Annotated in this window: 16 protein-coding genes; 5 read left to right on the forward strand and 11 right to left on the reverse strand. The window is 31.1% G+C overall.

What is annotated here, in order from left to right; genetic code table 11:
• Positions 1 to 73: 73 nt before the first annotated feature.
• The 4 genes from Q0828_RS23705 (at position 74) to Q0828_RS23720 (ending at position 2,629) form a co-directional block, all read left to right on the forward strand.
• Entirely contained in the window at positions 74 to 310 is a 237-nt protein-coding gene (locus Q0828_RS23705) for a hypothetical protein (protein ID WP_298427710.1), read from the forward strand.
• Between the two features lie 388 nt (positions 311 to 698).
• The gene (locus tag Q0828_RS23710) at positions 699 to 842 is read left to right on the forward strand and encodes a class I lanthipeptide (protein WP_298427713.1); all 144 of its coding nucleotides are present in this window, start codon (positions 699 to 701) and stop codon (positions 840 to 842) included.
• A 102-nt stretch (positions 843 to 944) separates the two neighbouring features.
• On the forward strand, positions 945 to 1,679 hold the full coding sequence (locus Q0828_RS23715) for a nitroreductase family protein (protein ID WP_298427715.1): 735 nt from the start codon (positions 945 to 947) through the stop codon (positions 1,677 to 1,679).
• 122 nt (positions 1,680 to 1,801) lie between these two features.
• A complete protein-coding gene (locus tag Q0828_RS23720; protein ID WP_298427717.1) occupies positions 1,802 to 2,629 on the forward strand; it encodes a carcinine hydrolase/isopenicillin-N N-acyltransferase family protein in 828 nt (275 codons plus the stop codon).
• Between the two features lie 23 nt (positions 2,630 to 2,652).
• On the opposite strand, the gene Q0828_RS23725 is transcribed toward Q0828_RS23720, so the two are convergent.
• From Q0828_RS23725 to Q0828_RS23740, 4 genes are all read right to left on the reverse strand, one after another.
• Positions 2,653 to 3,309: a response regulator transcription factor gene (locus tag Q0828_RS23725; RefSeq protein ID WP_298427719.1), complete on the reverse strand. Its 657-nt coding sequence runs from the start codon at positions 3,307 to 3,309 to the stop codon at positions 2,653 to 2,655.
• Position 3,310: 1 nt separating this feature from the next.
• A complete protein-coding gene (locus Q0828_RS23730) occupies positions 3,311 to 4,093 on the reverse strand; it encodes a histidine kinase (protein WP_298427721.1) in 783 nt (260 codons plus the stop codon).
• A gap of 163 nt (positions 4,094 to 4,256) precedes the next feature.
• The gene (locus tag Q0828_RS23735) at positions 4,257 to 4,937 is read right to left on the reverse strand and encodes a hypothetical protein (RefSeq protein WP_298427723.1); all 681 of its coding nucleotides are present in this window, start codon (positions 4,935 to 4,937) and stop codon (positions 4,257 to 4,259) included.
• A gap of 15 nt (positions 4,938 to 4,952) precedes the next feature.
• Positions 4,953 to 5,372 carry a hypothetical protein gene (locus Q0828_RS23740; protein ID WP_298427725.1) on the reverse strand — a complete coding sequence of 140 codons (420 nt, stop codon included), beginning with the start codon at positions 5,370 to 5,372 and terminating at the stop codon, positions 4,953 to 4,955.
• Positions 5,373 to 5,629: 257 nt separating this feature from the next.
• Here Q0828_RS23740 and Q0828_RS23745 point away from each other — a divergent pair, with 257 nt between their 5' ends.
• Positions 5,630 to 5,887, forward strand: a complete 258-nt coding sequence (locus tag Q0828_RS23745; RefSeq protein WP_298427727.1) for a hypothetical protein — start codon at positions 5,630 to 5,632, stop codon at positions 5,885 to 5,887.
• Here the strand turns inward: Q0828_RS23745 and Q0828_RS23750 are convergent.
• The 7 genes from Q0828_RS23750 to Q0828_RS23780 form a co-directional block, all read right to left on the reverse strand.
• Positions 5,865 to 6,713, reverse strand: coding sequence for a biotin-dependent carboxyltransferase family protein (locus Q0828_RS23750; RefSeq protein WP_298427729.1), 849 nt, complete (start codon positions 6,711 to 6,713; stop codon positions 5,865 to 5,867). The genes Q0828_RS23745 and Q0828_RS23750 overlap by 23 nt on opposite strands.
• Complete coding sequence (gene pxpB / locus Q0828_RS23755; protein WP_298427731.1) at positions 6,707 to 8,161, reverse strand: 5-oxoprolinase subunit PxpB; 1,455 nt, start codon at positions 8,159 to 8,161, stop codon at positions 6,707 to 6,709. Before pxpB ends, Q0828_RS23750 begins: the two co-directional genes overlap by 7 nt.
• A gap of 89 nt (positions 8,162 to 8,250) precedes the next feature.
• Complete coding sequence (locus Q0828_RS23760) at positions 8,251 to 9,441, reverse strand: Nramp family divalent metal transporter (RefSeq protein ID WP_298427733.1); 1,191 nt, start codon at positions 9,439 to 9,441, stop codon at positions 8,251 to 8,253.
• Positions 9,425 to 10,564, reverse strand: a complete 1,140-nt coding sequence (locus Q0828_RS23765; protein ID WP_298427735.1) for a DUF2891 domain-containing protein — start codon at positions 10,562 to 10,564, stop codon at positions 9,425 to 9,427. Before Q0828_RS23765 ends, Q0828_RS23760 begins: the two co-directional genes overlap by 17 nt.
• Before the next feature lie 138 nt (positions 10,565 to 10,702).
• Positions 10,703 to 10,912: a hypothetical protein gene (locus Q0828_RS23770; RefSeq protein ID WP_298427737.1), complete on the reverse strand. Its 210-nt coding sequence runs from the start codon at positions 10,910 to 10,912 to the stop codon at positions 10,703 to 10,705.
• A gap of 86 nt (positions 10,913 to 10,998) precedes the next feature.
• Complete coding sequence (locus tag Q0828_RS23775; RefSeq protein ID WP_298427739.1) at positions 10,999 to 11,244, reverse strand: hypothetical protein; 246 nt, start codon at positions 11,242 to 11,244, stop codon at positions 10,999 to 11,001.
• Between the two features lie 233 nt (positions 11,245 to 11,477).
• A complete protein-coding gene (locus Q0828_RS23780; RefSeq protein WP_298427741.1) occupies positions 11,478 to 12,359 on the reverse strand; it encodes a LytTR family DNA-binding domain-containing protein in 882 nt (293 codons plus the stop codon).
• Positions 12,360 to 12,456: the final 97 nt, after the last annotated feature.

Here is a 12,456-nt window from a genome sequence, read left to right on the forward strand (position 1 = left end):
TGTTCTCAGATCGATCTAGTACTGGGAAAGCCGAAACCCTAAATAGTAGGCGTTACATTAACATTATTTTATTATGAAAAAAAGAAATTTAAAATCCTTAAATATCAAAAAGGAAAAAGTAAGCGTATTAAACAACCTTACAGGAGGTTTTGGATTTACAAGTTTTGTTGGTTGTCATTCGAACATTTCTTTATGCTTATGTTCTGGAAGCCCTATTTGTAATGGAACTCCTTTACAAACTGATGAAGGTCCATGTCCGGGAGGAACTGCAGGTTGTGAAAACGGCACAGGAACTTGTCAAATACCGTAGAGTTAATATATATTTTAGTTTAAACATGAAAGAGAATGTAAATAGTTGCATTCTCTTTTGAATTAAGGAAAAGCTGAAAACCATAAGAGTAAGCATAATTTAACTTTATTTAGATATGAAAAAAAAGAAAAATATCAGATTATCATTAAGAAAAAATATGATTTCCTCTTTCAATTTACTTAATGTAAAAGGAGGTAATGATGAACTAACTGCTTCTGGTTGTGGATGCCAAAACTCAATAGCAATATGCCGTCCTACATTTTAAATTAAAAAATATTTATTGTTTTGAAAGAGAATACGGTTTTACAGTATTCTCTTTTTTATATTCTGATAAGACTTTGGTGTAATTTTTGATAAAATAAAGCATATTAACATTAACAAAATTATTATGAAAAAGGTATCAAACAAGTACTTTCAGTTAAACAAAATGAACGTATCTAAATTAAACACAGAAACTAAGAATGCAATTTTAGGAGGTAATCCTCCATTTTCAAGAACAACTGTAGATTTTAATACTAGAAATAATTGTTAATACAAACTGAAAGAGCAATCTTAGTTAAATAAAATATTTTACAACCAAAGAAGTTAATTTCTTTGGTTTTTTTGTTCTCAGTAAGATTAGTAAGTTTGTTACATGACCTCAGAAAAAACAGTAACCGAAGCTATTCAATACAGGCGCTCTGTACGCGTTTTTGATAAAGATGTGAATATTGACACAGAAAAAGTCAAACAATGCCTTAAAAACGCAGTATTAGCACCTACCAGTAGTAATTTACAATTATGGGAGTTTTATCATATCACAGATGAAACAGTTTTGAAACAACTCACAGTAGCTTGTTTAGATCAAAATGCTGCAAAAACAGCCAAACAATTAGTTGTAGTGGTTGCCAGAAAAGACAAATGGAAACAACGTGCTAACGCAAATGTTGGCTTTTTAAAAAATCTCTATGGAAATAAACCCAAGGAAGAATATACCAAAAGAGAAAAATTTGCTTTAAACTATTATCAAAAGTTGATTCCTCCTATTTATGCAGAGTTTTTAGGTATTTATGGCTGGTTAAAATATGTAGTTTCTAATTGCATTGGATTATTTAGACCAATCTACAGGCAAGTCCGCTTGAGCGATTTACGCATTGTAGCACATAAAAGTGCTGGATTGGCTGCACAGAATTTTATGATAAGCATGGCTGCTATTGGATACGATACTTGTCCAATGGAGGGAAGCGACACGTTACGTGTAAAAAAGATACTGAAACTTCCACGTGGTGCAGAAATCAACATGATTATTGGCTGCGGCGTTCGTTCTGAAAAAGGAATTTACGGTCCGCAATTCAGAGTTCCATTTGAAAGTACTTATTTTAAGGTTTAAGGAAATTAAATAATTCAAAATTCAGGAAATCGTTAATGTTTATTTAAAATTGAATGGTTCAATAGCTAAAATTGTAACTTGTTTCCTGTTTTTAGAAATATTCAATATAATTTTTTTAGATCATGAAACGTTTTCAACTTCTTGCCATATTTTTTCTTATTAGCTTTATTATACCGAGTGTATCTACAGCTTGCTCAGTATTGTTTTATGTAGATATAAAAACTGGCAAAGTATATGCTGTGAATAATGAAGATTATTGGTTAGACACAAAAGCATATATTCAAATTGAACCAAAAACAAAAAAGAAACATGCCCGTTTGTGGTATGGTTGGGATGATTTTGCACAAGGTGGAATTAATGATAAAGGGCTTTTCTTTGATGCCGCTGTAACTCCGATACAAGAAAAAGTTAAAGGATTTAAAAACCCAATGAGCAATATTGGTGATAAAATTTTAGCTAAATGTGCTACTGTTGAGGAAGCCATTGCTTTTTTAGACAAGAAAAAAATTGCATTAGATAGAAGTCATATTATGTTTGGTGATAAATCAGGAAAAGCGGTTATTATTGAATGGATAAAAGGCAAAAAAATAATTCATTGGCGAAAAGAGAATGAAATGATTATGACCAATTATCTTTTGTCTAAACCTAATGCAGGAAATTATCCGTGTAAACGCTATGAAAGTATTCAACATAGAATTGATGCTATGGAAAAAAGCGAAGAAGAAATTACACTTCTAAAGGTTGGAAATACTGTTGGACAAGCTGTTCAAGTTCCATACACAACAAAAGAAGGTCGTGCTGTAGGTACGCTATACACTTCTTTTATCAATATTACTGATAATGAGTTTGTTTTATGTCATAAATTGAACAATGCAAATTTAGTAAAGCTTGATTTAACTAAAGAATTCGCAAAAAAGAAACGACAAAAGATTATGCTAAAAGATAAATAATTGGTTTGCGTTTTTAGTCGAAACTACTTACTATTCACTAAATTATTTCGAATTGCATATAAAACAAGGCCTATTCTACTTTTTACTTTAAAATGTTTGAATAAAGATTCTCGATAACCATCAATGGTTTTTGGGCTCAGGCACATTTCTTGTGCTATTTCTTTATATGTCATTTCGGTACAAGCCAACTTCAAAAACATCAATTCGGTATCCTTTAATGGTTTTCCATTTTTTACATCTTTATCATTTCCTCCATGAAGTGAATTTAATAAAGTAGTAGCTACACGTTCTGAATAGTAAATTCCATTAGAAATTACTTCATTTAATGCTTTGTAAAATATTTCAGGATGAATATCTTTCAGCAGATATCCTTTCGCGCCTAAGCGCAACATTTTTATAATAGTTTCCTCATGATCGTCCATAGAAAGTGCTAATACTTGTATGCTAGGACGGTTCTCTTTGATCCATTCCATGGTTTCAAAACCATTCATTACAGGCATATTTATATCTAACAAGATAATATCTGGGACATTTTCAGATTCTAATAATTTTTTTATCAGTTCACTTCCATTCTTTACATGGTATAAAACCTCAAACTCCTCAAATGTGTTCACTAAACCTTGTAAAGATTGAGCAAAAAGCAAATGATCATCGACAATAACAACTGAATGTTTCTTCATACTATTTTTTATACGGATAGGATAAAGTTAAGGAAACTCCTTTATTTTTCGCAGATTTCATATTGAATTCTGTTTTTATGATAGCCGCACGACTTTTCATATTGATTAATCCTGATCCTTTTTCTATTTCTCCTTCATCAAATCCAACACCATCATCTTTGGCTACAATTAGCAATTGATCTTCGTTAAAATTAAGATGTACTGCTAAGTTCTTTGCTTTTGAATGCTTAATTGCATTTGAGAAAAACTCTTGTAATATTCTAAATAATATTATTTCTTCTTTAATATCTAACTGCCTTTCCTCGCCTTCTACATGTAAGGTTGCTGCTAAGAAATTTAATTTATTAAATCGTTCTAACTCTACTTCTATTGATTTTACCAATCCCATATTTTGAATAATTTCGGTATTCATGGTTTTGGATAATGAACGTATTTCTTGTAAACTTTTCCCAACTATTTCACTTACATCATTTAACTTTTCTTTGTTTTCTTCTGCTAATTGTGTTCCTAGTATATTAATGTGCATACGTGCTACAGACAATAGTTGCCCTATATTATCATGTAATTCCCAGCTCATATTTTGCAATGCTTGTTCTTGGATTTCAATTTGCGATTTCGCAATTTCTTCCATGTATCTTTTTTCTGCTTCTTTCTTTTCAAGAATAAACTTTAGCTTGCGCTTTTGAAAGAAAACAAATAAAATAACTAACGTTATCAATATTGTCAACAACACAAGTGATGTAGCAGCAACAATTACAAGCATTTGAACTTTTTCAGCTTCCATTATTTTACTTTTTGTGTATTAAAATAATTCATACTCTCACGGTAGCTCAGCAATTTTTTTGTTTTTTTTCGATGCCAAATAAAAAATAGTGTTATAAAAACAAGTGTGCTAAAAAATAAGGTAGCAGAAGTTATAATTACTATTAATTCTATACCTAAATTTATCATAACAAATCTGAAGTTTCGATTTCTGTATTTTTTCTCATCGTAAAAAATCCAATAATAAAACAGAAACACATTAAAAAATTTAAGAAAAATAGTACTATGCTAAATATTCTAGAATCTCCTAGAAGGAAAAATTTATGAGCTATTTGAAAAGGTAAAAAAGTCCCGTGAAACAGCAAAATTCCGAGACTAAACCAAAAATGAGTTGATTTTGTAATATTCAAAACCATATCACTTTTAAATACTTCAACAAAGTAAAAGCATATTGATATTATCAAAAATATCACACCCAAAGCGTATGTATAGCTTTGAATCCCTGTATAAAAATCTTGAATAAAAAATGCATTGATCAATGCAAAAGCTAAAAATATCAATGCAAAAATTATAATTAAATTTCTTTTAAGTTTTGGTTTAATCAATCGATAATACCAATAATAATAAAAAAGCATGAATATAATAATATAGGTACTGTAAACTGGATAATTTAGCATACCAAACCATGAGTAGAATTTACTTCCGAAAAAATCAAACCCTGCCATCACCCATATTGACAATAAAAAATATTCAGTCTTAGCAAACTCTCTTTTTTGGTATTTCACATAATTAATTATATAAAAAATCAACCCAATAATTGCAGTTGCTAAGACTAAATATTTAGATAAAAAACGTAATTCTTCCATTAATTAATTAAGTATTTATCCACCATAATTAATTTGAGGAGGATTTCCTTGATCTCCCATGTTCATTGGAGAAATTTCTATGACGTCTTCACTATTACCTTTGTTATTCTCTCCAAAAAGAGCTGTATTTGATTTTGTTGGACACATAAATAAGGTATTTTGTCCTGCTTTAGACTGATCTTCAGCATTTTCGGGATAGACACCAAAATAGAATCGAATTCCATCAATTGGAATCTTTTTCTCCAAAGCCTGTTCTTTTACATAATTGATATAACCTTCCAAATCTTCTAGCGAATACCAGCTAGAACAAGCGAAATTATCATCATTACTTTCAGCGCCAAAGCCATCTTTCTGCTTTGCTTTGTAACAAGCATTCAATTCTGCCGCTTGTTCATTAGTAATAAGTTTGTCATTAGGGGTTTTGTAGTCACTCATACTTATAATATTATTGATTATTGTCACCAATTTATCTATAAACTAGCACATAACAAAAACTTCAAGCAACGTAATTTATTCGAAATTATTATAAAAAACTGATAATTAGATTTTTAACTGTTTTTTAGTATTTAAAAATCAGGAATTTTCCTTTTCAAAAGGGGCTTTTTCCCCTTTATTTGCGGAACTTTCCTCTTGTTCGCTGTTAGAAGACATAGTATTTTCGCCATACAACTATTTAATAAAGCGACCTCCAAATGACTACAATCGATAAAAACATGAATGCTTCTCGCGTGATTATTCAATCACATATAGATAAAGCATTTTCTGAAAAGTTCATTCAATGGAATGATGGGCTTAATTATACCGAGTTTATTAGGGCGTTATGGCGATTATTTCGAAATCATGATACTTTTAAAGACGGAACACAAAGTATTTTGTCAAAGTTGAGCGAAGAAGATGCTATGCAATTACTTTCTGATGAAATAGATATTACGAAATTGAAATCATATTAAATCGTATCGTATCTCTTGTATGTTTTTGCGAAAGCCTATTTATACTAGCTTCACCTAGCTGCAATATTCTTGGATAACCACCAGTTGTTTGACAATCTTTCATTAATATTATTAACTTTCCTGAAGGTGTTAACTGAATTGTCCCTGGTAATACTGCCGAAGTTATGATGGACGGAAAATCATTTTCGAGTGTTTCTTTGAGTTGATATGCCATTCTATTGTTTAATCCGATAGAAAATATGTCATTTTGAAGCTGTTCTTGTTGTTTTTTTGATAAAAAATCAAATTCTGGTCCTTTATATACGTCTATTTCATTGTTTTGAAACATTTCTTTGTTCACCACGATATTGGCATTTGATAAGATTTGCTTTATTGTTGCTTTGTAAGGAATGAAATCTCCTTCCTCCACACGTGACTTTTGAGTGACTCCGTCATAAAAACTACGACTTTTCAACACTTTCGTTGTTTGAAAACCTTTTTTAATCGCCAAATAAGCTCTTACACCGTATTTTCTAACACCAAATTCAAGTTGATCACCTTTTGCTATGTTTATTAGACTATTTAGCTTGACAGGCTTTTTATTTAGTTTAGGAGATAAATCTGCTCCACAGATTACTAATTGCGTTGTTTCATGAAAGTATAATTTTGGACCTTGTAATGTAATTTCTAAAACTGCATTCTTTTCATTATTCCCTAATAAATGATTTGCCAATTTTGCATGATGTTCATCCATAATTCCTGAAATAGGAACACCATAATTTCGATACCCAAATCGACCTAAATCTTGGACAGAAGTATACAATCCACTTTGTAAAATTTCTACCATTCTACACTTGATTTAAGTTCATAATTTTTATTCAAAATTGCTTCAGAAATCTGATAGTATTCTGTTATTGAAATTGAAACAAATTTTATAAAATCTCCTGCTTTTGCAAAACATGGATTTTGTTTGTTTACATCAAAAAAACTGATAGGTGAATTTCCTAAAATTTGCCATCCTCCAGGACTTGATTTTGGATAGATTCCTGTTTGCATTCCACCAATGCCAACAGCTCCTTTTTTGACCTCTAATCTTGGTGTTGATTTTCGATCTATATGAAGTCGCTTATCTAGTCCTCCTAAATATAAAAATCCAGGTAAAAAACCTATAGAGAAAATTTGATATTTTGGACTCGTATGAAGTTGTATAATTTCATTAATTGAGAGCTTGTTTTTTTGTGCTATTTCATCCAAGTCAATTCCAAAATTTATATCGTAACACACAGGAACTTCCCAACAGTATCGAGTTTCCGTCTGAATTTTATCAGATTCAAGTAAAAACAGTCGTTCCAACAAATGTTGGAGTGTTCTAAAATTGACATTTAACTCATCATAAATCATTAACAATGAATTGTTTGACTGTATTAACTCAACTATTACTTTAATATCAAATTTTATGATTTTTTTCTTAAATTCCAACACCTTATTTAGTACACTAGAAGTCATTTCTGATTCCCAAGTTACTAAAACTCCTGAATTTCCATATGGTTTATAGTTTGGAAATGTTGTTCTTGCACCCTTTTTTTTAGTATTAAAATGTGTATATATTTTTTGTACAATTTCGATCGCGTTAAGCGTATCTGAATGCACACAAAATGTATTCGATTTTAGTGTAACTTTTTTATTAGAAATTGTCTGTACTTTTTCTTCATTTTTTATGCAGGAAACATGTTGAACAATCTCCCCTATTTTTGTTAAAATTGCATTGTTTTTTTTACGTGAAACTAAAGTCAAATTATCATTGTAATTACGATCGGCAAATGCTTCATAATAGATTTCAAAATTTTGTTTCAATGCTAACTTTTCTATGACAGAATTATACGGAATATAGAGTTTATATTTGTCTTTATATTCTGAAATTGCTTTAAGAAAAAGTTGTGCTTTTTCTTCACTTTTTGCCACATCATTATACAATGCTCCATGTGGTTTTATATGTGTGATTTTTGCATCATGCAAAGCAACTATTTCTTCTAAATTTATGATTTGTTTTTGAATCGCTTTTATAAATTCGGCTTCAGCCATATCGACAGAAATACGTCCAAAATTTTCACGATCTGGATACGAAGGATGTGCACCAATATCTACTTGATATTTTTTTGCTAATGCAACTACTTCATGCATCGTTTCCTGATCACCTGCATGTCCACCACAAGCAATATTACACGCATTGATATACGGCATAAGAATTTCCTCATTGTCTACGCCTTCTCCAACATCACAGTTTATGTGTATCATTTTTTAGAAATAAGAGTCTAAATCAGTTAGTTTTTAGATATCGTCAACTTTATATATTTTCCCTAAAGTTCAGGTAGTTTTTCTTTCATTTAAAATACACTTATGATTCCTTTGATTCCTAAAATAAGTGTAATCAGAATGATACAAATTGCCAATATGTTTTGAAAGAGTGTATTTTTGAATTCTCCTAAAACATTGGCTTTGTTTACAATCCATACTAAGAAAATTGCAACAATTGGTAATAATAAACCGTTCGCAACTTGTGCAAATGTGATAATTTCTACAGGATTGAGTTTTAATGACGAAAACACAACTCCGAGGATTAGTATAATTGCCCAAACTGCACGAAATCTATTGTCTTTAAGTGTTCCTTTCCATCCAAAACAACTTTTTGCAACGTATGCAGCCGCTAAAGGCGCTGTGATTGCTGATGTTATTCCTGCTGCAAACAAACCTAATCCGAGTAAATATTTAGCGTATTCACCATATAATGGCTCTAACCCTTTAGCTAAGTCAAAAGCATTGTTAATGTCTCCACCTGTGGTTGCTGTAGCAGCAATAATGATTGCCATTGAGACTATTCCGCCAAGGATAATAGAAATCATTGTATCTTTTCGAGCTGTAGTTAAATCTTCTTTTGTTTTCCACTTTTCTTTGACTAATGAAGCATGTAAAAATAGATTGTATGGAACCACCGTCGTTCCGATCAAACCAATAATAATCAACATATTATCTTTTGGAATTGTAGGCGTAAATGTTCCTTTTAGAATCGCAATTATATCTGGTTTTGTTAGAATTGCTGTGATTAGAAACGATATACTCATGATCAATACTAAAGCAACTAAACTGCGTTCTAATACTTTATAGTTTCCTATAAATAGTAATAGAAATGCAATCATTCCGATCATCATAGGGTATAATATTGCGTTTGTTTCGCCAAATACTCGCATTCCTAAAGAAGCGCCACTTATGTTTCCTGCTTCGTATGCAGCATTTCCTATGACAATGGCACCTAATATTAAGAAAATCGCTAAGTTTCGTAATAATGGACTTTTTATTTGTCCTTTGATGACTTCTGCTAATCCTTTTTGCGTAATAATTCCTGTTCGTGCTGCCATTTCTTGCAATACAATTGTAGCAATGATTGATAGTAGCATTGCCCAAAGTAAACTATACCCAAATTGTACACCTGCTTTTGTACAAACTGTTACCGTTCCGGGTCCGATAAACGCTGCAGCAACTAAAGTTCCTGGTCCTATATTTTTAATCCATTTGAACATCCGCAGCCGTATTTAAAGCATAAATAGCAAATGAACCCAACCAATGTGTCCCTTCATAGTTATCGTCTACAATGCTTGGTAATGAATAGTTTATATGTTGATTAGCAATATTTTTCAAATGTGCATATTCAGGAAATTGATTAACAATTCCGTATAAACACCAAGCTCTACTAAAGTTAACACCGTCTAAATGCACTAGTTTTCCATCGGTTCTGTCTGATACTTTTCCTTGTGCCAATTGAAAATCTTTGTCTGCTAATTGTGGTAAAAATGTATGTAGCCATGTTTTGAATTCTTCTTTTGGCAAAATTCTACGCATGATGTCAGCTTCTTCCAAACAAGGTGATAGGAAGTCAAATCCGCTTGGTTCCCATGTTATAGGACAGTTTTGATCGTTTAGATAGAAATCTTTTGCTCTTTGCGTTATTACACTTTTTAAAGTGGTGTTTCCAACCGTTTTTGCATAATCATATGCAAAGGTAAGTCCGAAAGCTGTATTAGTGTGCTCTCCTACTCTGATTGGATAGTTTAGTTTTGGTAAAAAATCTAAATATCCTTGCACAATGATATCTGTCATTGGTTGCAAATTAACTTCTAACGTACGTGCTAATGGATCGTCCCATGTGTGTAATTCTTCTGCTAGTTTTAATAACCAAGCCCAACCATATGTGCGTTCAAATGATTTATTGTATTTTCCTTTGAAGTATAAAATTTCAGTTGCTATGTTTTCTTTTGAAATGTTTTGTGCTAGCTTCTCTCTAATTTCATCACTGTTTTCTAAATTCGGAAATTGTTTTAGTAATGTTATAAGTGACCAATGTCCGTGAACAGATGAATGCCAATCAAAACAACCATAAAATGCTGGATGTAATGCTTTTGGCGATTGTAAATCTTCCTTGCTTCCAATGGTTTGATTGAGTTTGTTAGGATATTCTTCTTGCATACAATGCAACGGCAACGCAGCTAAACGATTAGCTTCTGTAAGTGATAAGGTTGCTATTTTACTTGAAACCATAGTTGTTGCTGCAGTGTTCGTTTTTTTAACAACTGCTTTTTCTTCTTTAGGTTTAGATTGACATTGTACGAATAGACAAATGAGCAAGAAGTAACTTATTTTTTTCAATTTAGATAGTATTTTTGGTTGGAGCTTCAAGATAGGAATTTCTTATTAGATTGTTGAATTGTTGATTTAATTATGTACTCTTTATAAACTAAAAAAGCGAGCATATAGCTCGCTTTCAAATAGTATAAATTTAATTTATTAGCATATCCAAGCAGATAATCCACATAAGATTCCTACTGTGCATGCATCTGTATAACAGTTTGTTCTAATTTTTGAATAACATTCTCTACAACCAGAAGCTACTCGAGTTCCTACAGGTACAGGATTTGCCACTCCTCCGCTAACCTCTTCAAGATTAGATACTGCATTTTTGTTTAAGGATAGTTTTTTTAGATTCTTTTTTTTCATCTGTTTATATTTAAGTTGATTATTTTTATGTACTAACTCAAAAGAAAAAAGCAAACCGAAGTTTGCTATTCTAGGCATTTTAGTTCTTAAACACCTGCTGCTTGTGCTGCTCCAACTGGTGTAGCCTTGTCTTTACACGGAACTGAAAAGTTTGGACAGTCGTTTCCTTTACATTGTGTGTTTCTTATAGAATCACAAATGTTACAGTTAGAAAGTACATTCGTTCCAGCTGCAACTGGATTTCCTACTTGCCAGTTTCCTCCACGTAAATGATCTAGTTTAGAAATTGCTCTTTTTTGTAATTTTAATTTACTTACATTCTTTTTTTTCATGATAATTAATTCTTAATGATTTAACTTAAAGATTCTGTTTTGGCAATTCAGTGATAAGGGAAGAACAACTATTATGAATTATATTATGAGCTATTAAAGCATACTATTTAATAACAATTCTCCATGCTTCGCATTTATTTTGCATAGAAAACTTATCTCAATATTAGCTTGTTTTTCAGCTATTTGAAAAAAAATGTGATGAATGAATATTTTTTGTGACGAATGAAAAAGTGTTATTTTTCTTTCTCATTTAGATACATAAAGAAATCCTGTGTAAAACTTTTACTTACGGGAACTGTGTCTGTAGAATTTTCTAAACTCAGTAGCATCCGTTGTGAGTTTCCTTTATACGAAGTAACTTTTTGAAGATTTACATAATATTGACGATGACATTTGATAATGAAATCGTATGAAGCTAATTTCTCTGCTATAAAACGCAATGGTGCGCGCAATAATTGAGGTTTTTTATCGCCTATAGAATAAATTTCCACATAATTGCCAGATGCTTTTATATAACCTATTAAAGAAGGTGTAATTTCAATGCATTGATTGACTACTGGTGATTTTAGAATGATTTTTTTATCTGCAATAAATTGTTTTGTTTCTAAACATGGTACAACGCTACTATTGGTTTTACTAAGCATCGTATTCGTGTATAATTTATCTAATAATATAGTAATCACAAATAGTGGAACACTAATCATTATTGATCTTGGAATAGTTACAAATAGGTAGTAACTCGTTTCAACTTCACCAACATCCATCATAAAACGATGATAGGCTGTTCCTATAAAACCGGCAATACTCATTATGCCAACAAGCAATAACCAATGATGATATGTTTTCCAAGGTCGTTTTTCGTTTGCAAATTTTAGTTTTTTAAATAGCAACCAATACAGTCCGTAAATAACAAGTGCTGTGTTAATTCCATAACCAAGTTGAATGATTTGCATTGGAATTTCAAATTTAGGAATCGCTAAATAGTTATCGTACGGATCAAAAATGTATATAAAAGCCGTCAATACAATTCCTATAACAATAGCGAGTTTTAGATAATATGATTGATTATCTATGAGTTGATGTTTTTGCTGAAAGTAGTAGGTTAATTTCTTCAAAGCTTTTATAGTAAGATTATAGATGCTTCTTCAATTTACAAAATTGTTTCCACCCTTTATAGTATTTCCCCTACTTTTTGTGACCAAATATGTCTTT

Source organism: uncultured Kordia sp. (assembly GCF_947496985.1).
GTDB lineage: Bacteria > Bacteroidota > Bacteroidia > Flavobacteriales > Flavobacteriaceae > Kordia.

Coding starts and splice junctions, on each gene's coding strand:
- Q0828_RS23760 (WP_298427733.1), bottom strand. CDS start 9,441: ATGTTCAAATGGATTAAAAATATAGGACCAGGAACTTTAGTTGCTGCA.
- Q0828_RS23725 (WP_298427719.1), bottom strand. CDS start 3,309: ATGAAGAAACATTCAGTTGTTATTGTCGATGATCATTTGCTTTTTGCT.
- Q0828_RS23745 (WP_298427727.1), top strand. CDS start 5,630: ATGACTACAATCGATAAAAACATGAATGCTTCTCGCGTGATTATTCAA.
- Q0828_RS23740 (WP_298427725.1), bottom strand. CDS start 5,372: ATGAGTGACTACAAAACCCCTAATGACAAACTTATTACTAATGAACAA.
- Q0828_RS23735 (WP_298427723.1), bottom strand. CDS start 4,937: ATGGAAGAATTACGTTTTTTATCTAAATATTTAGTCTTAGCAACTGCA.
- Q0828_RS23770 (WP_298427737.1), bottom strand. CDS start 10,912: ATGAAAAAAAAGAATCTAAAAAAACTATCCTTAAACAAAAATGCAGTA.
- Q0828_RS23775 (WP_298427739.1), bottom strand. CDS start 11,244: ATGAAAAAAAAGAATGTAAGTAAATTAAAATTACAAAAAAGAGCAATT.
- Q0828_RS23710 (WP_298427713.1), top strand. CDS start 699: ATGAAAAAGGTATCAAACAAGTACTTTCAGTTAAACAAAATGAACGTA.
- Q0828_RS23750 (WP_298427729.1), bottom strand. CDS start 6,713: ATGGTAGAAATTTTACAAAGTGGATTGTATACTTCTGTCCAAGATTTA.
- Q0828_RS23705 (WP_298427710.1), top strand. CDS start 74: ATGAAAAAAAGAAATTTAAAATCCTTAAATATCAAAAAGGAAAAAGTA.
- Q0828_RS23730 (WP_298427721.1), bottom strand. CDS start 4,093: ATGGAAGCTGAAAAAGTTCAAATGCTTGTAATTGTTGCTGCTACATCA.
- Q0828_RS23715 (WP_298427715.1), top strand. CDS start 945: ATGACCTCAGAAAAAACAGTAACCGAAGCTATTCAATACAGGCGCTCT.
- pxpB (WP_298427731.1), bottom strand. CDS start 8,161: ATGATACACATAAACTGTGATGTTGGAGAAGGCGTAGACAATGAGGAA.
- Q0828_RS23720 (WP_298427717.1), top strand. CDS start 1,802: ATGAAACGTTTTCAACTTCTTGCCATATTTTTTCTTATTAGCTTTATT.